22 protein-coding genes are annotated in these 23,803 nt (G+C 61.9%); 16 read left to right on the top strand and 6 right to left on the bottom strand.

Annotation, left to right across the window (positions count from 1 at the left end; translation table 11 throughout):
* Nucleotides 1-281 precede the first annotated feature (281 nt).
* The 12 genes from I554_RS0121555 (at nucleotide 282) to I554_RS0121500 (ending at nucleotide 11,057) form a co-directional block, all read left to right on the top strand.
* Entirely contained in the window at nucleotides 282-1,184 is a 903-nt protein-coding gene (locus I554_RS0121555) for a LysR family transcriptional regulator (RefSeq protein ID WP_081710838.1), read from the top strand.
* A 145-nt stretch (nucleotides 1,185-1,329) separates the two neighbouring features.
* The gene (gene trbB / locus I554_RS0121550; protein WP_024578140.1) at nucleotides 1,330-2,325 is read left to right on the top strand and encodes a P-type conjugative transfer ATPase TrbB; all 996 of its coding nucleotides are present in this window, start codon (nucleotides 1,330-1,332) and stop codon (nucleotides 2,323-2,325) included.
* A gap of 65 nt (nucleotides 2,326-2,390) precedes the next feature.
* On the top strand, nucleotides 2,391-2,654 hold the full coding sequence (locus I554_RS0121545) for a TrbC/VirB2 family protein (RefSeq protein WP_244432819.1): 264 nt from the start codon (nucleotides 2,391-2,393) through the stop codon (nucleotides 2,652-2,654).
* Entirely contained in the window at nucleotides 2,654-2,923 is a 270-nt protein-coding gene (locus tag I554_RS0121540) for a VirB3 family type IV secretion system protein (protein ID WP_024578138.1), read from the top strand. The genes I554_RS0121545 and I554_RS0121540 overlap by 1 nt, the downstream gene beginning before the upstream one ends.
* A gap of 10 nt (nucleotides 2,924-2,933) precedes the next feature.
* Nucleotides 2,934-5,420 (top strand): conjugal transfer protein TrbE, encoded by a 2,487-nt coding sequence (gene trbE / locus I554_RS0121535; protein ID WP_024578137.1) that lies wholly within the window; start codon nucleotides 2,934-2,936, stop codon nucleotides 5,418-5,420.
* Entirely contained in the window at nucleotides 5,417-6,169 is a 753-nt protein-coding gene (gene trbJ / locus I554_RS0121530; RefSeq protein ID WP_024578136.1) for a P-type conjugative transfer protein TrbJ, read from the top strand. The genes trbE and trbJ overlap by 4 nt, the downstream gene beginning before the upstream one ends.
* A complete protein-coding gene (gene trbK-alt / locus I554_RS0121525; protein WP_024578135.1) occupies nucleotides 6,166-6,573 on the top strand; it encodes a putative entry exclusion protein TrbK-alt in 408 nt (135 codons plus the stop codon). Before trbJ ends, trbK-alt begins: the two co-directional genes overlap by 4 nt.
* The gene (trbL, locus tag I554_RS0121520) at nucleotides 6,573-7,916 is read left to right on the top strand and encodes a P-type conjugative transfer protein TrbL (protein WP_024578191.1); all 1,344 of its coding nucleotides are present in this window, start codon (nucleotides 6,573-6,575) and stop codon (nucleotides 7,914-7,916) included. Before trbK-alt ends, trbL begins: the two co-directional genes overlap by 1 nt.
* A 6-nt stretch (nucleotides 7,917-7,922) precedes the next feature.
* The gene (trbF, locus tag I554_RS0121515; RefSeq protein WP_024574504.1) at nucleotides 7,923-8,612 is read left to right on the top strand and encodes a conjugal transfer protein TrbF; all 690 of its coding nucleotides are present in this window, start codon (nucleotides 7,923-7,925) and stop codon (nucleotides 8,610-8,612) included.
* On the top strand, nucleotides 8,609-9,631 hold the full coding sequence (trbG, locus tag I554_RS0121510; protein ID WP_024574503.1) for a P-type conjugative transfer protein TrbG: 1,023 nt from the start codon (nucleotides 8,609-8,611) through the stop codon (nucleotides 9,629-9,631). Before trbF ends, trbG begins: the two co-directional genes overlap by 4 nt.
* Nucleotides 9,628-10,833: a TrbI/VirB10 family protein gene (locus I554_RS0121505; RefSeq protein ID WP_024574502.1), complete on the top strand. Its 1,206-nt coding sequence runs from the start codon at nucleotides 9,628-9,630 to the stop codon at nucleotides 10,831-10,833. The genes trbG and I554_RS0121505 overlap by 4 nt, the downstream gene beginning before the upstream one ends.
* On the top strand, nucleotides 10,830-11,057 hold the full coding sequence (locus I554_RS0121500; protein WP_024574501.1) for a DUF2274 domain-containing protein: 228 nt from the start codon (nucleotides 10,830-10,832) through the stop codon (nucleotides 11,055-11,057). Before I554_RS0121505 ends, I554_RS0121500 begins: the two co-directional genes overlap by 4 nt.
* 88 nt (nucleotides 11,058-11,145) lie before the next feature.
* Here the strand turns inward: I554_RS0121500 and I554_RS0121495 are convergent, their stop codons facing one another.
* The 3 genes from I554_RS0121495 to I554_RS0121485 form a co-directional block, all read right to left on the bottom strand.
* Complete coding sequence (locus tag I554_RS0121495) at nucleotides 11,146-12,378, bottom strand: RES domain-containing protein (RefSeq protein WP_024574500.1); 1,233 nt, start codon at nucleotides 12,376-12,378, stop codon at nucleotides 11,146-11,148.
* Between the two features lie 3 nt (nucleotides 12,379-12,381).
* A complete protein-coding gene (locus tag I554_RS0121490) occupies nucleotides 12,382-13,143 on the bottom strand; it encodes a hypothetical protein (protein ID WP_244432818.1) in 762 nt (253 codons plus the stop codon).
* Nucleotides 13,144-13,309: 166 nt separating this feature from the next.
* A complete protein-coding gene (locus I554_RS0121485; protein WP_024574498.1) occupies nucleotides 13,310-13,702 on the bottom strand; it encodes a helix-turn-helix transcriptional regulator in 393 nt (130 codons plus the stop codon).
* 163 nt (nucleotides 13,703-13,865) lie between these two features.
* Here I554_RS0121485 and I554_RS0121480 point away from each other — a divergent pair, with 163 nt between their 5' ends.
* From I554_RS0121480 to I554_RS27790, 4 genes are all read left to right on the top strand, one after another.
* Entirely contained in the window at nucleotides 13,866-14,207 is a 342-nt protein-coding gene (locus I554_RS0121480) for a multiubiquitin domain-containing protein (protein ID WP_024578234.1), read from the top strand.
* A 3-nt stretch (nucleotides 14,208-14,210) separates the two neighbouring features.
* Nucleotides 14,211-14,612 carry an E2/UBC family protein gene (locus I554_RS0121475; RefSeq protein ID WP_024574496.1) on the top strand — a complete coding sequence of 134 codons (402 nt, stop codon included), beginning with the start codon at nucleotides 14,211-14,213 and terminating at the stop codon, nucleotides 14,610-14,612.
* Nucleotides 14,609-16,024 carry a ThiF family adenylyltransferase gene (locus I554_RS0121470; protein WP_024574495.1) on the top strand — a complete coding sequence of 472 codons (1,416 nt, stop codon included), beginning with the start codon at nucleotides 14,609-14,611 and terminating at the stop codon, nucleotides 16,022-16,024. Before I554_RS0121475 ends, I554_RS0121470 begins: the two co-directional genes overlap by 4 nt.
* 158 nt (nucleotides 16,025-16,182) lie before the next feature.
* The gene (locus I554_RS27790; protein WP_244432817.1) at nucleotides 16,183-16,362 is read left to right on the top strand and encodes a DUF6527 family protein; all 180 of its coding nucleotides are present in this window, start codon (nucleotides 16,183-16,185) and stop codon (nucleotides 16,360-16,362) included.
* A 76-nt stretch (nucleotides 16,363-16,438) separates the two neighbouring features.
* Here the strand turns inward: I554_RS27790 and I554_RS0121465 are convergent, their stop codons facing one another.
* The 3 genes from I554_RS0121465 to I554_RS0121455 form a co-directional block, all read right to left on the bottom strand.
* The gene (locus I554_RS0121465; RefSeq protein WP_024574494.1) at nucleotides 16,439-19,738 is read right to left on the bottom strand and encodes a UvrD-helicase domain-containing protein; all 3,300 of its coding nucleotides are present in this window, start codon (nucleotides 19,736-19,738) and stop codon (nucleotides 16,439-16,441) included.
* Nucleotides 19,735-22,362 carry a PD-(D/E)XK nuclease family protein gene (locus I554_RS0121460; RefSeq protein WP_244432814.1) on the bottom strand — a complete coding sequence of 876 codons (2,628 nt, stop codon included), beginning with the start codon at nucleotides 22,360-22,362 and terminating at the stop codon, nucleotides 19,735-19,737. Before I554_RS0121460 ends, I554_RS0121465 begins: the two co-directional genes overlap by 4 nt.
* A 69-nt stretch (nucleotides 22,363-22,431) precedes the next feature.
* Nucleotides 22,432-23,673, bottom strand: coding sequence for a site-specific integrase (locus I554_RS0121455; protein ID WP_024574492.1), 1,242 nt, complete (start codon nucleotides 23,671-23,673; stop codon nucleotides 22,432-22,434).
* Nucleotides 23,674-23,803 lie beyond the last annotated feature (130 nt).

Below are 23,803 nucleotides of genomic sequence, written 5' to 3'. Positions count from 1 at the left end.
AATCGGGGGCGTTTCAGGGGTGCAGGTCAACGACTGTAACCTTTCTCAATCGGTCGACGAAGTAGTGATGGTGTCCATGCATGACGATGCCCGCCAGAAAGCTAGGCGGGAGGCGCCGTGCTGGTCGTTATCGAAATGAGAATGGCCGCGTTTTAATAAGCATTTGATCAATTGATTAGGAACGATTTGATCGCGATGCAACCAAGGTGTCTCAACACGGAGAATGTTGCCGCCCACGATAGATTGCGGTTGGCATATTAATGTGTATTGAGGTTCCGCATTTGCGCTATGTCGTCGCGGCTGCGGAGCATAGTAGCTTTCGACGCGCCGCATCAGCGCTCAACATCACGCAGCCGACGCTGAGTAAGCGCATCCGCGAGCTTGAAGACAAGCTAGGCATTCTCTTGTTCGAACGTTCGACGGGCGGCGCTGGACTGACGCCCATAGGCGAAGAGTTCGTAGTATCTGCTCGTCGGGTGTTAGCAGAGCTGGAAGCGATGGAAGCCCGTGCAAAGGCCGGCAAATGCGGCGACGCCGGTCGGCTGGAGATCGGATTCTACACCTCGCTTTCCGCAGGGGCGCTGCGCGACACACTGTTGACATTCGTCAAACAACATCCCGATGTGGAGATCAACGTCGTCGAAAGCGCACGTGTGTCGTTGATCCCGCTTCTCGATCGCGGCGCAATCGACATCGTTGTAGTGCTGGGCGAGCCAACCTACTCTGACTACGCGCACATGAGCCTATGGTCAGATCGGATCATGGTCGCGCTCCCAAAGAACCATCCGCTCGCCGTGCGGGATTTTATCTACTGGACGGACCTCAAGAGCGAACGCTTTCTGATGAGTAGCCGCGATCCGGGTCCAGAGATTCAAGACCTACTCATCAACAAGCTGACCTCGCCTGGAGATCGTCCTCTTATCAAGTCAGTCAATGCCAATCGTGAAAGCATCCTGAGCGTCGTGGACGGCAATCGTGGCATTACCCTGATTTGTGAGTCGGCGACCGGCAATATCATGCCGGGTGTTCTTTTCCGAGAGGTTCGTGACGGCAATGGACCGACCCGCGTCGGTTATGTAGCCTATTGGCGGCGAAACAACGATAACCCTGCGCTCAAGCAGTTCTTAAGCCTCTTGCAGGCTCACCCCGCGGTGCCGCTCGCAAGCAACGGATCGTTGACCTGACGGTCTAATCCGCCGTTCGCCTGTATTTTTTCGCCCCTCTACGACATCCCCCTTGAACCTGTTGCGTCGTCCGATTTTCTGCCTCTTCTATTCGACCCCGATGTCCGGCCCATCTTCAGGCGCCGGCGCAATGCCCGGGGGCAAGATGGGGAAAGCATCCAACAGAGCGGAAGCGGTCACGCGCGGTGCCCGCATGCTGCGCACGGCGCTCGGGCCGGACATCGCTGCGTTCCTGGAAGACCCCGCCGTCGTCGAGGTGATGCTCAACCCGGACGGACGGCTCTGGATTGACCGCCTGTCTGAAGGGTTGTCGGACACCGGCGCGGTGCTCATGCCCGTCGATGGCGAGCGCATCATCCGCCTTGTCGCACATCACGTCGGTGCCGAGGTTCATCCCGACAGTCCGCGCGTCTCAGCCGAGTTGCCCGGAACGGGAGAGCGGTTCGAAGGGTTGTTGCCGCCGGTCGTCGCGGCTCCTGCCTTCGCGATCCGCAAGCCCGCCGTCGCCGTCTTCACGCTCGACGATTATGCCCGCGCCGGAATCATGACTGCGGGGCAGGCCGTCTTGCTGCGCAAGGCCGTCACCGAGCGCCGCAACATCCTCGTCGCCGGCGGCACCTCGACCGGCAAGACCACGCTGACCAACGCGCTTCTGGCAGAAGTCGCCAAATCCGATGATCGGGTCGTGCTAATCGAGGATACCCGCGAACTGCAATGCGCCGCACCGAATCTGGTTGCCCTGCGCACAAAGGACGGCGTCGCCACGCTCTCCGATCTCGTGCGCTCATCGTTGCGCCTGCGGCCAGACCGCATTCCGATTGGCGAGGTGCGCGGCGCCGAGGCGCTTGATCTCTTGAAAGCGTGGGGCACCGGGCATCCAGGTGGCATCGGCACCATCCATGCCGGCACCGCGCTCGGCGCGCTGCGACGCCTCGAACAGCTTATCCAGGAAGCCGTCGTCACCGTGCCGCGCGCACTGATCGCCGAGACGATCGACATCGTCGCCGTTCTCGCCAGGCGCGGCGCACAGCGTCGGCTTGCTGAGCTCGCCTTCGTCGCCGGCCTCGATCCGGCAAGCGGCGACTACCTCGTCGTTCCGCCCGATGCCGCCGATCACACGTCCAACGGAGACCCCGCATGACCAGAATTCTACGTCGCCTGCAAACCCGTGCTGCAACGCTCGTTGCGGCAACCGCAATCGCCGCGATGACCGCATCCACGGCGCACGCTGCCGGCTCTTCGATGCCTTGGGAAGCACCGCTCCAGAAGGTTCTGGATTCGGTCGAGGGGCCGGTCGCCAAGATCATCGCCGTCATCATCATCATCGTGACCGGTCTCACGCTCGCCTTCGGAGACTCGTCGGGCGGCTTCCGCCGCCTGATCCAGATCGTGTTCGGACTCTCGATCGCTTTCGCCGCATCGAGCTTCTTCCTGTCGTTCTTCTCGTTCGGCGGCGGGGCGCTGCTGTGATGCAGGCAGCCAAGCCCATCGCCGGATTCCATGCGCCGGTCCATCGCGCATTGACCGAGCCGATCCTGCTCGGCGGCGCGCCGCGCGCGGTCGCCATCGCCAATGGCACGCTGGCCGCCGCTGTCAGTCTCGGCCTGCGCCTGTGGCTGGTCGGTCTCGCGATGTGGGCGGTCGGACATCTCGCGGCGGTGTGGGCGGCGAAGCGCGACGCGCAGTTCATCGACGTCGTACGCCGTCATCTCCGTTACCCGTCCTTTTTCAGCGCGTGAGGCTTTGCCGATGATGAACCTCGCCGAGTATCGCAACCGCTCCGCCGGCCTCTCTGATTATCTGCCATGGGCCGCGTTGGTTGCGCCCGGCGTCGTCCTCAACAAAGACGGATCGTTCCAGAGGACGGCGCGCTTCCGTGGCCCGGATCTCGACAGCGCAACGCCCGCCGAACTGATCGGAACGACCGCGCGGCTCAATAGTGCGTTGCGTCGTCTCGGCTCCGGATGGGCGATCTTCGTCGAGGCGCAGCGCAGTCCGGCAACCGACTATCCGAATAGTCTATTTCCGGAGGCGGCATCCGCACTCGTCGATCTTGAACGCCGCGAGCAGTTCGAGGAGAAGGGCGTCCATTTCGAGAGCGGCTATTTCCTGACCTTTCTTTGGATGCCGCCTGCCGAAGACGCGTCACGAGCGGAGAACTGGCTCTATGAGGGACGGGCGCACGACGGCGTCGATGTTCACGAGCTGCTGCGTGGCTTCATCGATCGCACCGACCGCCTGCTGCAGCTCTTCGAAGGCTTCGTCCCTGAATCCGATTGGCTCGAAGACCCGGCGACGCTCACCTATCTCCATTCGACGGTCTCCACGAGAGCCCAGCGTGTGCGCGTCCCCGAGACGCCGATGCATCTCGATGCGCTGCTGGCCGACCAGCCGCTCGCGGGCGGTCTGGAGCCGCGCCTCGGCGACGCCCATCTGCGCACGCTCTCGGTTGTTGGATTCCCGACCGCGACCCACCCCGGCATCCTCGACGAATTGAACCGGCTCGCTTTCCCGTACCGGTGGTCGACCCGCGCGATCCTGCTCGACAAGACGCAAGCCGTGAAGCTGCTGACGAAGATCCGGCGGCAGTGGTTCGCCAAGCGGAAAAGTATCGCCGCGATCCTCAAGGAGGTGATGACCAACGAGGCGTCCGTCCTCGTCGACAGCGATGCCGCCAACAAGGCCGCCGATGCCGACATGGCGCTGCAGGAGCTCGGCAGCGATGACGTCGGACAGGCGTATGTCACCGCGACGGTAACGGTCTGGGATACGGACGCCGGCGTCGCAACCGAGAAACTGCGGCTGGTCGAGAAAATCATCCAGGGTCGCGATTTCACCTGCATCGGCGAGGGCGTCAACGCGATCGAGGCTTGGCTCGGATCGTTGCCGGGCCACGTCTACGCCAATGTACGCCAGCCGCCGGTCTCGACGCTGAACCTCGCTCATATGATTCCACTCTCGGCCGTCTGGGCTGGCCCGCAGACCGATGAGCATTTTGGCGCACCGCCATTGTTCTTCGGCAAGACCGAAGGCTCGACGCCGTTCCGCCTCTCGCTCCATGTCGGCGATGTCGGGCATACGCTGGTTGTCGGCCCGACCGGCGCCGGCAAGTCTGTACTGCTGGCGCTGATGGCCTTGCAGTTCCGGCGGTATCCACGCTCGCAGGTCTTCGCCTTCGACTTTGGCGGAAGCATCCGGGCGGCCGCGCTCGCCGTGCGCGGCGACTGGCATGATCTCGGCGGCAACGCCGCCCGCCGGCCGGACGATCCGGACGGTGTGCTCGTTTCATCGACCGTAAGCGAAACGTTCGATGCCGGGGCCGTCTCACTCCAGCCGCTCGCCGGCATCCACCACACGCCGGAACGTGCCTGGGCGGCGGACTGGATCGTTGACATCCTGACCAGGGAGGGTGTCGCGGTCACGCCGGAGGTGAAGGAGCATCTCTGGTCGGCGCTGACGTCGCTCGCTAGTGCCCCCGTCGGGGAGCGGACGCTGACCGGCCTCGCCGTGCTGTTGCAGTCCGCGAAGCTGAAGCAGGCGCTCCGCCCATACTGCATCGGGGGTCCCTACGGCCGCCTGCTTGATGCCGAAAGCGAGCGGCTGGGCGAGGCCTCTGTCCAGGCTTTCGAAACCGAGGGCCTGATCGGCACCGCGGCGGCGGGAGCCGTGCTTGCCTATCTCTTTCACCGCATCGAGGGCCGCCTTGATGGTCGACCGACGCTTCTCATCATCGACGAGGGATGGCTCGCGCTCGACGACGGCGGTTTCGCCTCGCAACTACGCGAATGGCTGAAGACGCTGCGCAAGAAAAACGCCTCCGTCATCTTCGCCACGCAGTCGCTCTCTGACATCGATGGCAGTGCCATCGCGCCCGCCATCGTCGAGAGCTGCCCGACACGTATCTTCCTTCCCAACGAGCGTGCGATCGAGCCGCAGATCACCGCCATCTATCGGCGTTTCGGTCTCAACGATCGCCAGATCGAAATCATCGCGCGCGCCACCCCCAAGCGCGACTATTACTGCCAGTCTCGTCGCGGCAATCGCTTGTTCGAGCTCGGACTCGGTCCGATCGCGCTCGCCTTCTGCGCGGCGTCGTCCAAGGCCGATCACACGGCGATTGATCGTGTGCTCTCGGAATACGGCTCCGACCGGTTCGTCGAAGCCTGGCTCGCCGAGCGTGAGCTGCTTTGGGCCGCCGACCTGATCCCTGACCTGACAAACGTGGAGGCACCATGACCACCAGGCATTCGCATGTTCGCGCGGCGCTGCTCGCCGCAACGATCGCCAGCATACTGTTGCCGCTGCCGACGATCCCGCCCGCATCGGCGCAGATCGTCTTTGACCCCAACAACTATGCGCAAAACGTGCTGCAGGCGGCCCGCGCGTTGGAGCAGATCAAGCAACAGATCACTTCGCTTCAGAATCAAACGCAGATGCTGATCAACCAGGCGCGCAATCTTGCGAGCCTGCCGCAGTCCTCACTCCAGCAGATCCAGCAATCGATCCAACGCACGCAGCAGCTTCTCGGCCAGGCACAGCGGATCGCCTACGACGCGGGTGAGATCGATCGGGCCTTCTCGACCACCTATGGCGCCGCGTCGAGCACCGCGAGCGATCAATCCCTCATCGACGGCGCACGCGAGCGCTGGCGGAACTCGGTGGCAGCGCTCCAGGATGCGCTCAAGGTGCAGGCCGGCGTCGTCGGCAATATCGACACCAACCGCGCCGAGATGTCCGCGCTGGTGACGTCGAGCCAGTCGGCGACCGGGGCGCTCCAGGCGATGCAGGCCGGCAACCAGCTCCTTGCGTTGCAAGCGCAGCAGCTTGCCGATCTCACCGCTGCCGTCGCGGCGCAGGGACGCGCGCAGAATATCGAAGCAGCGCAACGCACCTCCGCGCAGGAACAGGCCCGCGAGCAGCGCCGTCGCTTCCTTGTGCCCGGCCAGGGGTATCAGCCAGGCAACGCCCGGATGTTCCAGCAATGAGGGCGCGGCTGCGATTGAGACGGTTCGTTCCGCAGGAGCGTCCTGCCGGCTTGAGTGTGCTCCTGCGCGTCGGCGCGCTCGCCTTCGTCGCGGCCGCGCTCGTCGTTGCCGTGATGCAGCTACGCCGTTCCGAAATCGACGCTCCGCCGCCGATGGCGATTGCTGCCGATCCGTTGGCAGCCGATCTCATCCGCTGTCGCGCCATCACGCCGGAGCAATTCGCGATCGACGATACCTGCCGGCGTGTCTGGGCTGAAAACCGCCGACGCTTCTTCGCGCCGTCGTCTTCACGCCCGGACACCAAGATCCATGATCCTGTCGCGTCCGCACCCGCCACGCCCGGCAAGGGCCAGGACAGGCTTCCGGCCGTTGGCGTCCAGTCTGACCGCGACGGGGTACGCTGATGGGCGGCACCGGCGTCATCGATCGGTTCCTTGAGGTCTTCACCCGCTACATCGACAGCGGGTTCGGCCTGCTGAGTGGCGAGGTGGCGTTCATCGCCACGACGCTGATTGTCATCGACATGACGCTTGCCGCTCTGTTCTGGTCGTGGGGGGCGGACGAGGACATCATCGCGCGACTGGTGAAGAAGACGCTGTTCGTCGGCATCTTCGCCTACATCATCGGCAACTGGAATGCGCTCGCAAAGATCGTCTTCGAGAGCTTCGCCGGCCTCGGGCTCAAGGCGTCCGGCACAGGCTTTTCCGCCGCCGATCTTCTTCGGCCCGGTCGCGTCGCCCAGGTCGGTCTCGACGCCGGGCGGCCCATTCTGGAGTCGATCTCCGGGTTGATGGGCTACATCGCTTTCTTCGAGAACTTCATCCAGATCGTTGTGCTGCTGTTCGCCTGGGTCATGGTGCTGCTGGCCTTCTTCATTCTCGCCATCCAGCTCTTCGTCACGCTGATTGAGTTCAAGCTGACCACCTTGGCCGGCTTTATCCTCATCCCCTTCGGCCTGTTCGGGCAGACCGCGTTCCTCGCCGAGCGTGTCCTCGGCAACGTCGTCTCCTCCGGCGTCAAGGTGCTGGTGCTCGCCGTCGTCGTCGGCATCGGCTCGACTTTATTCTCCGAGTTCACCGCCGGCTTCGGCGGCAACCAGCCGACGGTCGAGGACGCGATGGCGATCGTGCTCGCCGCGCTCTCGCTGCTCGGTCTCGGCATCTTCGGGCCGGGCATCGCCAACGGCCTCATATCCGGCGGCCCCCAACTCGGCGCCGGATCGGCGATCGGAACAGGCATCGCCGCCGGCGGAGCGATCGTGGCAGGCGGTGCTGCCGCAGGCATGGCCGTGAGGGGAGCAGGGGCAGCGATGGGTGCAACCGCGGCGGCCGCACGCGGCGGCGCGGCGCTCGCGGGTGGTGCCGCAACATCCTACAGCCTCGCGTCGGCCGGACAGAATGGTGCCGCAAGCGTCGCGTCTGGGCTGGGCGGCGTCGCGCGAGCCGGCGCGGCAGCCGCCACGCAGCCGACGAAGCGCGCGGCCGGCAAAGCCGCCGAGACGCTGGCGTCGAGTTATCGCGGTGGCGCGAAGGCCGCCGTGGAATCAACGGGCGGCTCGTCCACCATGGGCACGATCGGTGGCGGAACGGCGGGCGACAGTACGCAAGCCGCATCCTCACCCCCCGCCTGGGCGCAGCGCATGAGGCGCCATCAAACGATGAGTCACGGCGCCACCGCCGCCGCCCACGCCGTCAAATCCGGCGACAGCCACGGCGGCGGCGCCTCCGTTTCCCTCCGTCAGGAATGATCGATGATGAACCCCTTCCGCAGAGCATCCGTGCATTTCGGTCGCACGCCCGAACCCGAAACTCCCTATCAGAAGGCCGCGCAAGTTTGGGATGAGCGCATCGGCTCCGCCCGCGTGCAGGCAAAGAACTGGCGCCTGATGGCGTTCGGTTCGCTGTTCCTGTCGGCTGGGCTAGCGTTCGGCCTGGTCTGGCAGTCGGCGACCGGCACGATCGTGCCGTGGGTGGTGCAGATCGACCGGCTCGGCGAAGCCCAGGCCATCGGTCCCGCCGCCGCGGATTATCGGCCGGCCGATCCCCAGATCGCCTGGCATCTCGCACGCTTCATCGAGCAGGTCCGTTCGATTCCCGCGGACGCCGTTGTCGTGCGGCAGAACTGGCTGCGCGCCTACGAGTTCACGACTGATCGCGGCGCGCTCGCGCTGAACGACTATGCGCGTGCGAACGATCCGTTCGCGAAAGTCGGCAAGCGCCAGATCGCCATCGAGGTCTCCAGCGTCATCCGTGCCTCACCGGAAAGCTTCCGGGTCGCCTGGATCGAGCGGGGCTACGAGAACGGCCAACTCGCCGCCACGGAACGCTGGACCGCAATCCTCACCATCGCCCTGCAACAGCCGCGCGACGCCGAGCGCCTGAAGCAGAACCCGCTGGGCATCTACGTTAACGCCATCAACTGGTCGAAGGAGCTTGGACAATGAAGCCGCCGTTTCGCAAACCTGGTCCGCCGGCTCTGGGCATCTCTGCAATTCCGGTCCTCCTGATCGGAGCGGCCGCGCTCGGCGGCTGTGCGCAGAAGCTGATTCCGCCGGACATTTCTTATGATGAGTTCATGCCCGCACTGGTCTCGGCCGATCCGCCGGCGCCCGTCACCGTCGTCGAACTGCCGAAGCTGTTGCCGCTGCCGGGCCAGTTGAAGCCGGTGCCCGGCAGCAAGTCGCCGCCGGAGCCGAAGGATCCCAAGCAGCGCATCACCCAGGCCAACGCCGCCGCCCGCGTACAACCGGTGCGCAACGGCTTCATCAATGCCGTCCAGGTTTACCCGTTCTCGTCCGGTGCGCTCTATCAGGTCTATGCCGCGCCGGGGCAGGTGACCGACGTCGCCTTGCAGCCGGGCGAGCAACTCGTCGGCTCTGGCCCGGTCGCCGCCGGCGACACCGTACGCTGGATCATCGGCGACACGGAGAGCGGCACTGGCGCCGCCAAGCAAATCCATATTCTGGTGAAGCCGACCCGGCCGGAGCTCCAGACCAACCTGGTGATCAATACTGATCGGCGCACCTACCTGCTCGAACTGAACTCGACCGAGAAGACCTACATGGCCTCCGTGTCCTGGCAGTACCCGCAGGACCAGCTCATCGCGCTCCGCCGCCAGAATGCGGCGGCGGTCGCGGCGCAGCCCGTCGCCGCCGGCATCGATATCTCGGCGCTGAACTTCCGCTACGAGATCGAAGGCGACACGCCGGCCTGGCGCCCGCTGCGTGCCTTCGACGACGGCACCAAGGTTTACATCGAATTCCCGTCCGGCATCCGCCAGGGCGAGATGCCGCCGCTCTTTATCATCGGGCCGGGCGGCGATTCCGAATTGGTCAATTATCGTGCGCGACAGAACTACTACGTTGTCGATCGGATGTTCGCCGCCGCCGAGCTTCGTCTCGGCGACAAAAGCAGCGAGCGCCGCGTTCGCATCGTGCGCACCGACGGAAGGCCGCGGCTATGACCGAAACCTCCGGCACGGCGAGGGCACCCGATATTCAGCCTGACCTGCGGCTGCGCGCAGAGCGTCCGCAAGTCACGCGGTTGTCGCGCAAGGTGCTGATCGGTCTCGGCGGGGTGTCCGGCCTCGCAATCGCGACCGCGCTGATCTACGCGCTTCAGACCCGTCATGCCGATCAGGCCGGCAAGGAGCTCTATTCGACCGAGAACCGCACGACAGCCGACGGGCTTACCGGACTGCCACGCGACTACACCGGCATTCCGAAGCTCGGGCCTCCGTTGCCGGGGGATCTCGGCCGTCCGATCCTCAGCGCCCAGAATCAGGGCATGCCGGTGCCGCCGACCGGGACGATGCCGCAGCCGGGCGTGACGCCGGAAGAGCAGCGGCGATTGCAGGAGATCGAAGCCGCCCGGCTTAGCAAGCTCTTCGCCGCCACGGATAGCCGCAGCGTCGCGCCGTTGCAGTCGATCCCACCAACTGCGATGCCGGGGACGACGCTCGCTGTGCCGGCGGAGGCGCCGCCGCTCGATCCCAACGCCATGCAGAATATGCAGGACCGCAAGCTCGCGTTCATCAACGGCCCGGTCGATCGCCGCACCGTCAGCGCAGACCGTTTGGCGAATCCCGCGTCGCCCTATGTCGTGCAGGCCGGCACTATCATTCCGGCCGCGCTCATCACCGGCATCCATTCCGATCTGCCCGGTCAAGTCACGGCTCAGGTGACCGAGCATGTCTACGACACCCCGACCGGCAAGTTCCTGCTGATCCCGCAGGGCTCGCGCCTGATCGGCCAGTACGACAGCCAGGTCGCCTTCGGACAGAAGCGCGTTCTTCTGGTCTGGAATCGGATCATGCTGCCGGATGGCAAGTCCATCGTGCTGGAGCGTCAGCAAGGCGCGGATGCGCAGGGCTTCTCAGGGCTCGAGGACGAGGTCGACTATCATTGGTGGGACCTCGCAAAAGCGGCCGCTCTTTCCACCTTGCTCAGCATCGGCGCCGAGATGGGCTCCAGCAGCGATGAGAGCGATCTTGTGCGCGCATTGCGACGCGGTTCGCAGGACTCGGTCAACAACACCGGACAGCAGCTCGTGCGGCGCCAGCTCAACATCCAGCCGACGCTCACCATCCGCCAGGGCTTCCCGGTGCGCGTCATCGTCAACCGCGACCTCGTGATGGCGCCCTACGGCCAGGAGGCAAGCCGATGACGAAGCTTAAGCTCGGCGGGATCGAGGACGACAAGCCGGTGAAGCTCGCTATCGAGCTTCCGGCTCCCCTGCATCGCAACCTCGTCGCCTATGCGGAGGCAATTGGACGAGAAACCGGGCAACCCGCTCCCGACCCCGCCAAGATCGTAGCGCCCATGATCGAGCGCTTCATGGCGACCGACCGGGCCTTTGCAAAGGCGCGCAAAAATAGAGCGACTTCATAAGCTTGCGGTCAGCCGCGCCGGCCGCCCCCTTTTGAGCACCATTCCAGGTTCGGCGGAGTTTGTAATCGTTCGTGCGCCAACAGCGGCGTTAGAAGGACATTTGATAGGTTGTATAGACGACGTTGGATACGTTGGTGATGCAGTGCCGCTTAAGCGATAACGCGGCATCCTTTCCGACAAAATCCTTGTCGCGGTAGAAGATTACTATGTTTCGGTTGTCGGCCTTCTCACTGTTGTGCAGTGAGGAGCGATAGATGACGGCGTTGCAGCCAAAATACTCGCGCAGATATTCTGCAACGATCTGGGTCGCGATGTATTCACGCTGCTTTTCGAAGGGCAGTATCGGCTTGCTGATTTCATCCTCCATCTGCTTGATGAAGTCATAGCGCGTATGAGCGGCGGCCTCGTGCCATTTTTCGTTATCCACCTTGGAAAAGACCGTGAAGTCGAAGACCTGAAGGTCGATCTGAGTCTCGAACTCTCCAACTGCGAGTTGGTCGCCGATGCTGGGACGCAATTCGGCGATGGCCGTTTCCTCGCTGAACGCGCCGTAAAATGCGGGGATATATTCAACATTCATGCGTCCCGCGCGCGCTTTGGTCTTGGGCGGAGCGCTTAATTCAACTTCCGGATTTTTTGTCAGACCGCTTTCGTCGAAGGTATCGTCCAGGAGACGCGCCCGGAAGATTTTAACTCCCCCTTTCAGCGAATAGACGGGCCGTATGGTCCCCTCGTTGTACTCTTCTGGCTTTCCGAACAGCTCGTCGAGCAACTCCTTGGTTTTGAAGAAGCGCCGTTGAAACTGCACTACCTCGCAAAAATCCTGCCACTGCAACGTAAATCGATTTTGGTACCAATATTCCTCTTCATCCGCTCGTTCGCGGCCGCTCGCCTTGGCAGTTGACTCGTAGTTTGCGGTGTCATCGTAGAAGGGCTCGTCGCCGTCGGCGATCTGAGAGTGGGTGCAATCCGGCAGGCTCTCCGCTATCGCATCTACAAGGTCACCGTCGCACTCCAGATCATTTCCTAGAATGTCTTTGTAGGGCTCGCCGTACGTATCGTACGACGGGTTGTCGGACTCGGGTGTCGCGTATGCGTATTCTGCTCCGCGCTGGTAATTCTCGCGAAAGTATCGATCGACCTGTTCCGCGAACGCTTTCACCGTGACTGCGGCTGCGGAACGTCCGTGGGATTTGTCAAAGTCGCATTTCCCTTTCGAGCCGTTTTGCTCGATCCATGATGAAAAATGTGCGTTGCCGACGCAGTGTGCGCATAACCGCAATTCACCGGTGTCAACGGAAGAATGAAACCGCACCGCCATATCTCAAACGACTTTCTTAAATTCCGGCGGCAGGATGATAGTCGGCTTGCCGAGAGCTTTGACGGGATAAAGCAGGATGATGACGTTGTGCGTGGTGTCGAACGCTTCGGCCACGCATTCATGCGGAGCGCCGTTTCGGTCCGTGAGCGAAAGCGTCGTCGGCCTTGTCATCTTCCGGCCAATGGGGAGGATACGTCCGAGAAAATGCTCCGGCGTGATAAAGGTGTCCGCAGGCTTACCGAACTGAGTGATGAACGAGGGCGACGGCTCGATACGGCGCACGGCAGCCTGCGCACCGTGTCCTTGAACGAATTTAATCGGCTCTAGGATATAGACGACACAGGCTCGGTGGTTTGTGCGCGCGAATTCGCGCGCCGAAGCATAGTTGGATGCGCCGAACTTTTTCGCGAGCGTGATCGGTGTCTTGATGTCGAACTTACAATCGGCGGCGTACTGCGCATATGTGTCGCCCTTGAATAACGCGAAGCGCGCGAAATTATTTGCCTCGCGTTCAAACTGGTCGGCGATTTCAGGGTCGAGATGTTGTTCGCTGTCCTGGAAAAACCGAAACATGCGCTTATGCACGGGAAGATCGTGATGCGCGGTTTCGTGGAGCGTCAGGAAGGTCTTCTTGGATTTCGACTTGATGGCGCTGTCATCGATGTGGATGAGCGTTTCAGCAGAGTCGTAGAGGCCGAACAGCTTGCCAAGCGCCGATTTAACGATGGTTGCCGTTTGGATCGCCTTGCCCGCCAAGTATTCCATGACGGCAACGGGATCGAACAGGCTGGTCTGCGCGACACGCACATTTGCGGCGGCGAGGATATCTTCGAGTGGCACGGGGAATCTGTCCCATGCGCTTGCGCGGTCGAGGAGCTGCCGTGCTCGCTCCTCGACCGCGCGAAGATCTTCGGGATCGAGGCTGCTATCGTCAGCTTTTGTCACCCGGCTTTTTCCTCGTGCGCATGAATTGTAGGTATCGGAGCATCTCGGTCTCTTCCTCAGCCGACAAATTATGCTCGGCGAATGTCGCGACACGTCCGTGCCGCTCGGTATCGGCGCGCTTGGTGCCGGATATGTACCCGGCCATATCCATCAGATTCTCGAAGCTGATGGCGTAGAGTTCGGCGAGCGCATGCAGAATGTTCGGCGACGGCTTTTTGATCTTGTCGTTTTCGATCTGGGACAAATACGCGTTTGAGACCTGCTTGCTCGTGGCTTCCTCGACGTCGCGCAGGCTCATTTTCCGGTCCACGCGAATCGACGCGAGATACTGACCGAGTGTCCTTTTCGATGTGTTCCTCTCATCGGTTGGGGCCAGCATGGCGGCTTGCTCCTGCAAGTTGTTGTTTCTGTTATGATTCTAGCGCAGCCTTTGTCAGGCGTCAAGCGCGCAAAGAAGATGCTTGATATTCTTAGCGCGCTATGTCATATTGGAACTGTGGAAGGGCGGGGTGCCCGGATACGTCCAATATGGAGAACAGCACATGACTGACAACCTTGAAGACAGGAGGGCCGACCCCGGCGTGGAAGAGGTCCTCGACGAGATCATCGATCTCGAAGAGTACGCCAAGCTGGGCAAGCGGCCCCCACTCTCGAAAGGCTACCGCATCCGCGTGAACGGCGATCCGTTCGTGGTGCACGATCCGAACCCGACGGGCCGTGCCATCCTGACCCTCGCGGGTCTGCTGCCCCCCGAGAACTATACGCTCCGCGTCAAGCTCGCGGGCGAGAAGCCCAAGAAGGTCGGGCTCGACGAAAAGGTCGATCTCCGCCACGCCGGTGTGGAGAAGTTCAAGGCGCTACCGCGCGACCAGACGGAGGGCTAAGCGATGACCCTCCGTCGTCAGTTTGACTTGCTGCCCATCGACCGGGAATTTCTCGACGAATACGGCCTGCCGTGGGAAACGATCGTGGATGGCTCCCAGTGGGTGCTCATCCACGATTTCCCGGCGCCGCGTGGATACAACCACGCCACCGCGGCGGCGGCCATTCGCATCGAGACCGGCTACCCCAACACCGAACTCAACATGGTGTATTTCTTTCCCGCGCTCGCGCGCGCGGACGGAAAGAAGATCGGGGCGACCGAGGCGCAGCAGCAACTCGACGGAAAAACCTACCAGCGCTGGTCCCGCCACCGCACCGGCGCGAACCCGTGGAAGATCGGGCGTGATCACATCGGGACGCATGTCATCCTGATCGAAGACTGGCTTGACCGGGAGTTTGAGAAATGAGCGCCCCCGTCACCCTGGCCTTCTCAGGCGACCAACACGAGCACTTGAAGAGCTTCCTCTTCCCCGGCGACGGGAACGAAGCCGTCGCGATTCTACTGTGCGGCAGCCGCGCGGGCGACCACAGCCACAGGCTCGTCGTGCGCGAGATTCATGGCATTCCCTATGAAGACTGTTCCGAACGGACGCCGATGCGCGTGACCTGGCCGCCGGACTACATCGCACCGATGCTAGACCGAGCTGCCGCCGAAGGGCTCACGGTCGTCAAGGTTCACAGTCATCCCGGCGGCTACGCCGCGTTTTCGATGACGGACGATAAGGGCGACGAACGGCTGTTGCCCATGATCCGCGGATGGGTCGAGGCGGACGTGCCGCACGGCAGCGCCGTGATGCTGCCGAACGGCCAGATGTTCGGGCGCGTCTTGAACGCAGCCGGCGGATTCGATCCGATTTATTGCATTAGCGTCGCGGGAGACGATCTTCATTTTTGGTATGCGGACGCAGGCAATATCGAACTGCCCAACTTTGTTGCCTCTCACGCGCAAGCGTTCGACAAGGGCACGATCGAACGATTTCGCCGCCTGTCCTTTGCGGTCATTGGCGCGTCCGGGACCGGCAGCCCATCCGTTGAACAGCTCATGAGGCTCGGTGCCGCCGTGATCGTTATCGTTGACGACGATCACATCGAGGAGCGCAACGTCAATCGCATCCTGAACTCCACCATGGACGACGTGAAGCAAAAGCGTCCAAAGGTCGATGTTCTCGCCGATGCTGTCGAGCGTACCGGCCTTGGCACCCGCATCACTCGCGTGAAGAAGAACCTGTGGGACCCCGAGGTCATCCGCGAAGTCGCTCAGTGCGACATCATCTTTGGCTGCATGGACACGGTGGATGGACGTTATCTTCTCAACGCCATTGCCTCCTACTACTCGATTCCCTACTTCGACATCGGGGTGCGCCTTGACGCGACCAAAGATTTCGACGGCGTGGCTCACATCCGGGAAGTATGCGGCACGGTGAACTACCTGCGCCCTGGCCGGTCCAGCCTTGTGAGCCGGGGCCTGTTCACGATGAGCGATGTCTCCGCCGCCGGTCTTCGCCGCAACGATCCCACGGCTCATGACCGTCAGGTGGAGGATGGCTATATCAGGGGCGTGGTCGGGCACCGGCCCGCCGTCATCAGCGTCAACATGTTCGCCTCGGCGCTCGCCGTGAATGAACTGCTCGCGCGCCTTCATCCTTACCGCGAGGAGCCGAACGCCGCCTACGCCGCGGTCACGTTCAGCCTTGCCAGCATGGAGCTCATCTACGATCCGGAAGACGGTATCTGCGACATCCTCGGCGGTAAGGTGGGCTTCGGCGATACCACCCCGCTGCTGGGGCTTATGGAGCTCGCGGAAAGGCGAACGGCGTGAACGGGCTCAGTCAATTTTTCCGAAGTGCATACCGGCGTATCTACAATTGGATCGTACCGCCGTATGCGACTCTGGTCGTTGAGGAAGCGCTTCCGAAGAAACTGAAGCGCCGGGCTCTTTACGTAGTCCAGGAGGACGGCTTCGAGGAGCAGGCCGCAATGATCTGCCCGTGCGGCTGCCGTTCCATTTTACACATGAACCTTCTTCCGGACGAACGTCCTTGCTGGCGCGTGACACGGCATGACGATGGCACCGCCACTCTCAATCCTTCGGTGTGGAGGAAGAAGGAATGCGGATCGCATTTCTGGTTTCGGAATGGCCGCGTATTGTGGTGTTAGCAGAACGATGCCGGACGACTCGCCACAAGCCCAAAAAGTTCGTTTTGGTAAAGGCGCGCGCGTCGTCGCCCTAATCTCACGTGTTCGCTTCGACCCAGACAATTTCGCCGAGCGTCATATAGACCAATGCCCCGCGCCGCGCTCCGCTAGCGGTTAGATAGGCGCGCATCTGTCCAACATAGTCCGATCGTTCTTGATGGCTTGGTGCGACATCGCTTTTCCAATCTAGAGCCGCGACAATGTTACCGCCCTCGACAGCCAATGCGTCCGCGCGCCCGGCTAGCAAAGTCCCGTCAGCCAAACTCGACCATATCGGGACCTCCGGAATGAGATGACGCCGCAGCGCGGCGACATCCGCGAAGCGGATCGTCTTGAGCGCCGTGCGTGCCATTTCTTTTGGATCAGGCCTCGCGTCGGGCGCTTCATCCCCGAGCAACTCTTCCAACAACTGTGCGGCACGCTGCTCCACCACCACAGGATCGGTGTCGAGAAGCTCTCCTGTCAGGAACTCTTCCATCAGCTTGTGCAGCAGGACGCCTCGGACCCGGCCGGGACCAATTGGTTGGACGAAATCGAAAGCTTCGTCGACCGTCTTCGCAACAGGGTCGAGAGCTTCGGCTCGATCGTGATCATGATCGCTTGGACGAATCCAGGTCAGCGACGGTGCCGCTATCGCCACAGCTTCCGCTTCCTGCTCAAATTGCTCGGTCGTTTGCTGGTTCACCGCGGCCGCCCGCTGGAGCGGTGCAGGCTGTGGCAATTGACCCAGGTCAAGTTTTGGCAATCCTTGAACGCCGAGATCAAGAATTCTGAACCAGGATTGCGGCGAGGCCGCCGGAAGCTCAGGAATGATCAGAAGATCGCGCGCTCGGGTGCAGGTGACGTACCACATACGCTCGCGTTCGAGAGATTCTTGGTGAGCTTCCTCTTCACGGGCCGCCTCCAGCACGGGTGGTGTCACACCGCCAATAATCCAATGCAGCGTATTGTCCGACCGGCGATGAACGAACTGCGGCGGTGGCCTGAAGGTCGTTGATGTATTGATGGGAATCACCACCGGCCACTCCAAGCCCTTAGAACTATGGATCGTAACGATCTCGACTGCGTCCGTTGATGCGTCGATCCGACCTTCGGATCGCTGTGTTCGAAGTTCCCAGTCCGACTGTAGATCGCGCACAAAGGCGCTAAGGCCAGACACATCATACGGCCGCGCCATCTCAATCAACGCATCAAGATTGGCGAGCGCGCGGGCGCTTCGATTCCCGTGTCGAGCTGCCAGGACAACGCGGAGATGAAGCTTCTCGATCGCCTCAGAAAGCAAGATACGGGGCGTCGTTGCGCCGGCACGGGCGCGAAGGTGCTGCAGCGTTATCAGCATCGACCGCACCACTGGGTGTGATACCAAGTCCGGCTGTGTGCGAACATCGAACACGCGATACGGCTCCGTCCCGCCAGATGGCTGATGCACGGCCTCGGCGATATCGAGTAGTTCCTCGTCCGTGACACCGACCATCGGACCGCGCATGAAGGCGCCGAACGCCAGGGTATCAGCGGGGTCCGCCAGAACGCGGAGTAGCGCCAGTACATCTTGCGCTTCTTGCTGCCGCAGGAGTGTCTTACCCGCCTGCGATGCCACCGACAGCCCGACGCTCTCTAGCGCCCGCTCGTAACGCCAGAGTTCTGTGCCTGTCGGTGCAAGCAGCGCGATATCACCAGGCATGAGCAGAGACTTCGATCCATCAGCGCGCTTGATGTGAATTGTACCAATCAGGCGACGACAGATCTGCGCAACAATCGCGGCCTCCTCATCCCTTTGAACCGCAGCAGAGGGTCCTGGCGGCAGGTCTACACTTACCGTCGCTGCACACGGAAGGCCATGTTCTGCGGCTTCTAGTGTCGGCGACAACTGCACATAGCCAGGCTGCCCGTCCGCTTGAAGAACCGACTGAAAACACTTGTTCACATGCTCGATGATCGCCTGCTGGGAGCGGAAATTTGCGGTGATCTCGACCACGCTGTCGCGCGCCTGTGAGGCAATCGTTGCACGCGCTTCGTTGTAGGCGTCGATGTCTGCCCCTCTGAAGCGATAGATCGCCTGCTTTGGATCGCCTACCAGAAATAGCGCGCCGGGACGCAACTGCGCTTCCTGCCAGCGTTTTGGGCGCTTTTCCGCGGCGATCAGAAATATGATCGCCGCTTGGATGCGATCAGTGTCCTGGAATTCGTCAACAAAGATGTGCTGATATCGCTCGCCGAGCGCGACCCGCACGGCCTCGTGCTTCGAGACGAGGTCGTGCGCGCGCAACAGAAGATCGTCAAAGTCGAGTGCCGCCGCCTCGCGATTGCGCCGCGTGTACGCGCCTATGACATCGTCTAGCGCTTCCGACAGCATGCCGACCAGGCCGTCGGCGACTTGCCCGAGCAGGTAGCGATAGAGACGATCAATGTTGGTGACGTGGCGCTCGGCCTCGGCATTGAACCGCTCCCCGGCCTCCGCACCACACTTGTTCTTCCAGCCCGTCTTGCAACGGTAGGCAGACAGGTTCGAACTGCCCGCCGCCATCGAACCTAGCTGTGGGGGATGTGCTAGACGCCATAAATCGCGGAAGCTCGGCTTTGCCTTGAAGCAGTCCGTATAGAAAGAGCTCAGCACCTGCAGATCGTCCAAAACAACAGCAGTGCGGGGCTCGCCGGGGCTGGTGGTAAACCAGCGCGCAAATCCATCGACGGCCTCAACGAAGTCGATGTCACCTCGATGTTCAAGGCGAACCGGCATAGTACGCGCTGTCGGATGGGTCCGCTTTAGATCGGCCAGTTTTTTGATGAGTTCGACGACTTTAAGCGGTGCGTCCTGAGATAGGACCGCGACCGGATCGTCCGCATGTATCCCGCTGGACAGTCGATCAATCATCCAGGCAGAGAATACGCTTTCGAACATAGCATCAGCGCTAGACCCGTCGATCACCCGCGAGCCCGGGTCGAGTCCGGTCTCAATAGCATAGCTTCGGATCATCTCCTGGCAGAAGCCGTGTATTGTTGAGGTAGTAATCTCGTCGAGACGTTGTTGTGCAGATACGAGATTGGTGCGTTGCTCCGCAGTTAACCCCCGGGGTAGTGCGAGCGTGAGGACTTTCGGAATTTCGCCTGTCAATAAGGTCGCTACATAGCTGCGAATGCGCAGTGATAATTCACTGGCCGCGAGTTCAGTGAACGTAATAGCCGCGATGTGCTGCGGCGGGCGCCCGTTTGCGAGAAGCATTGCGACGCGACCCGCGATCAGAGACGTCTTGCCCGTGCCTGCCGCAGCTTCGACGAGCAGGATGGCATCTAGGTCGGTCAGGACACGCCGTCGCTGCTTTTCGTCGGCGAGCTTCATGGCTTGCTCCACAACGGGGACAGTTCGCGACCGAGCTCTCTGAAGGCCGTGCCCTTGCGTTGGAAATACGCCTCGAGATCAATTGGAAGCGCTAGCCGGAGGTCATTGTAGCGATCCTGGGCGTCGGGCCCGGGATGCGCTCCGCCGCGCCGGACGAGCGAGCACGCGATGTCTAGAAATTGCGTGACATCCTGTGCAGCCGCATCAAGTAAGGGCCCGTTCAATTGATAGGGCTTCGAGCTGCCATCGAGGAATACAAGTCGTGAAACCACGATGGTTGCATCCGGAAGAAGTTGTCGTACCGCGATCGCGTAGAGAACTCGCTGAAGTTCCCTGCCGCGATCGATGACAATGGCCGTGGCGTTCGCTGGCGTCGCTCCGGTTTTGTAGTCCGATATTCGGACCCGATCGCCGGTCATGCCAAGATCCAGACGGTCGATCCGACCCCCAAGACGAAGCTGGGCTTGGCCGATAACAACGTCCTTCTTTCCTTGCCAAGGTGCGTCGCCATCGGTCAATCCGTCGCCAAAGGCAAGTTCGGTCCAACTTCGCGTGCCAGATTGAAAAGACTCGTCGACTGTCAATCCACGCAAACCGCGCTTTACCGCCTCGTCGAGGGTGTGACCCCATAACAGTCGCGGGGGGACGGGACGTTCGAGTGGCCATTCCACACGCACCTGGTCAGCGGCTGCCGAAAGCGCAATTTCAATCTCATCGCGCGAAGCACGAACGAAGCCAGGATCGGGTTCGAGCGCGTCGACGGTTCGTCTGAGCAATTCGTGGACCAACTCACCGTACATCAGAGCATCAAGCGCAAGAGGCTGCTGCGCCAACGGAACCGATCGCATGCCGAGCGCGTAACGCCAGACGAAGCCGAGAGGATCGCGTGCTAGCCGCTTCAGTGATGTCGCCGAGTGAACTCGTCCCAACGCGCGCTCGACAGCCGGGTGGTTAGCCCGGATGGCGCCATCGTGAGGCGTCACTTCGGCGCGATGCCAATTCGACCAACAGGTCCGCGTCGCCTTGATACGAGGCGATTTCCCGGCTTCGGAAGGCCGCGCGAGAAGCCGATCAGCCTCACTGAAGGCGTGCTGGGGCGTCCGGCTGCGTGTTTTTGCTTGAGGCACGACCGATGCCGGCCAAAGGGCGCTCGCACACTGCAGACCACCCTCGGCCGACCGTTGGCCCCGCGAAAGTACGATCGCCTGCGAGGAGTGTCCGAGTAGCGTCGTGAACGCGGTGCGGTCCCGCTCCGTGATCGATACCGGTACGAGGCGGCGGCGCGCTAAAACGTGATTCGGAACTAAGGCGTCTTCGCTCTCGGGCCTGGGCCAAGCCCTTCCGTCAAGTCCGAGAAGGCGCACCCAGTGACGCGGAGCTCCAGCGAGATGCGATGCCGGACCCCAAACCAGGCTGTTGCCTGGATCACGCTTGTCACGAACACGCAAGCCCTGCAGAGACAGCACGATGGCGGCCGCAGGCGCATTCCGCAACGCTTCTTGCCACAGCCCGAGACTGGCAGCGCTTAACAACAGTCGTCCGGCTTCATCCGCGCGTGGCGTTCCATGGGCCAGCAGATCCAAGATCGGCAACAAAACACGCTCAGCCGCCTCGGGCTCTTGGCGTCTGGCACGCGCAGCAGCAAGCGATTGCCGCCATTGTTCGACAGTGAAAAGACCAGCCCGTCGTGGCAAGCCCGCCGACCAATCCGATGGAAGGGAGTCCGAAGCTCGTGAGGAGGAGCGGCGCAACAACCGTCGAACCCGGTCCTGACTGAGCCCGTTGACCAAGATATCCGCCAGCGCCGCGCAGCCTTGACCTTCCCACGTGCTAAGCGCCGGAAGCCCATGTGAGAAGTGGACCGGTAGATCTGCATCGCGCGAGAGCACAAGCATGTGCTCATCCCACGTCGCGGGTGAGGCGGCCACGATAGCGATGTCCGCGGCCGCAATGCTTCCGCGGCTCAGAAGGTCTCGCGCCCAACGCAACGCCTCCACCGTTTCGGCGCGGGGATCAGCACAAAGATCACCCGCGAGCGTTCGTGGAGTTGCTTCCTCGCTCAAGGTCACGGTGCCGGGAAACCAGCTCCGGTCGGCGGCACCGACGGCTGCCCACGCGACGTCAACTCGAGCAGCCAGAGCGATCAGCAGCGGCCGCCACACTGCATCGACGTCAATAAGCCGCTCCAGTGTTACGCTGCCGAGAACTGCAGGCGCAAACTCGATGCGCGCGAGCGCGGCGTCTCGTGCGTCTCGCGGCAGCATCGCTCCGGCCGGCAAACTCGCTCGAATGCGCTCCTGAATAAGTGCGAGATCCCAGAGTCGGGATGAGGTCTTTGCCAGCGTGTCGAGGTCAAGATCGGAAGCCCATACGCGATCCAACGTCTGAATGACCGCCCGAACCATTCCTGGCAGACTTCGAACCTCACTGATTTCTTTGAAACCCCCGCTCTTGAGGGCAGCGGCGATCGCGGGGGCCAGCAACTCACGGTCTGCTAGCCTGCAAAACCCGCCGGCTAGCCGCGCGGCGAGCAGAGGCATCGTCAGAATCTCGAGCCCAATATCGCCTGCGCGCGCTGCGTCGACCCGGCGCATCCGAAACGCCAACGGACCGTCGACAATCATGACGCGACGTCTCATGCGTCCCCCTTGTACGTGATCAGCACAGGCCTCGCCTTTCGCGACAAGCTTCTTCTATGCTGCTTTGCGCAGAGACTTCTTGCGTAACATGGCCGCAACAAATGTATCCCACTTCTTCATACCGTCGCGCTTTTCGGGCATGTAATTCCATCGATCATAACTCTTAGAGCTGACGTCCTGCAGCGTATGGTTTTGTAGGCGGTCCCGAATCTCCTTCGTTACACCAGCCTTTCCGGCCAAAGTTTTCCAAGTCCGCCGAAGATCACGGTTGGTCACCACCGGAATGACGCCCCGGTCGCGCTGGCGCCACATGAAGCTATATAGCGTCGACGCCCTCACTGGCTTGGAAGGATCTTTCGCAGAAGGAAAGAACCAACCGAACTCGTTCGGGATGATTGACTCGATCAGCTCAGCGGCGATGGGCGGCACGGGAATCGAATGAGGTTTTCCGTTCTTCGTCTTCGACCAGTCGATGATCCTCTCCCGGGCGTCCCACTGGTCAACATGCAGCATGGCAATCTCTTCGACCCGCTGCCCCGTAAGCATCAATATGCGAACGGCACGGGTGTACGGCGGGTGCACAGGCGCATCGGGACACTCCAGCCAACGATAGAGTCTGACAAACTCGTCCTCATCGAGCCAACGCGTACCGACGACCTTCGGCTCGGTGGGGATGCCACCTGCCGGGTTGTTGACGAGCTTAAATCGTCGAGGCGACGTGCTACGATAGTCATGCTCGGATTTAATGCCCCATGAGTAGGCGGATCGAATGTAGCTGCGCACGTGATCTGCCATTGCGCGCTTCCCGCGCTCGTAGATCGGGCGGAGTACGCCAAGTACATCCTCCGGGGTAATGTCGCGCGCGAGCCGATTACGTCCCAGCACGTTTGCGATTTTGTTCAGACCCGCTTCGGCCTCCGACCAAGATGACTTGCCGGCCGCCTTGAGGTTTTTGACGTAGGCATCGAACAGGTCAGCGACGGTGCCAGGCCGGGCGTCACCGGCGATCTTGATGCTACTGCCTTTCTGGATCACTTCAGCAAAATCGCGCCTGAACGTCTCTCTTGCTTCTGTCAGGGGCATCGCCGGGTAGTCACCGATCTTGGACTTTGTACGTTTCCCGTCGCGCCATTGCTGTGCCATCCACTCGGCCGTAACCCGGGTTGGCATCGGTTTGACAATCAGAACCAATCGCCCCGTGCCACGTCCTTCACCATCGGCGAGAGACTCTTGCTTCCGAGATTTGGCGACGCGCTTCAAAGCATGGCGGATCGCACTGTCTGTCAGACTGGGCATTGCGTCTCTCCGATCTGCAGCCGCGGCCCAAAATAGGGGGCTGTAACTGGGGGCGGTAAGAGCCCCGTGAGCCCACTTTTGGGCCGAAACCGTCCCCAGTCAAGAATGATCGAAATGACAGTGATTGATA

This window comes from Afipia sp. OHSU_II-C1 (assembly GCF_000497575.1).
In the GTDB taxonomy this organism is placed as follows: Bacteria; Pseudomonadota; Alphaproteobacteria; order Rhizobiales; family Xanthobacteraceae; genus Afipia.
Note: the sequence above shows the minus strand (reverse complement) of the source record. Positions and strands in the feature narration are given on the sequence as shown.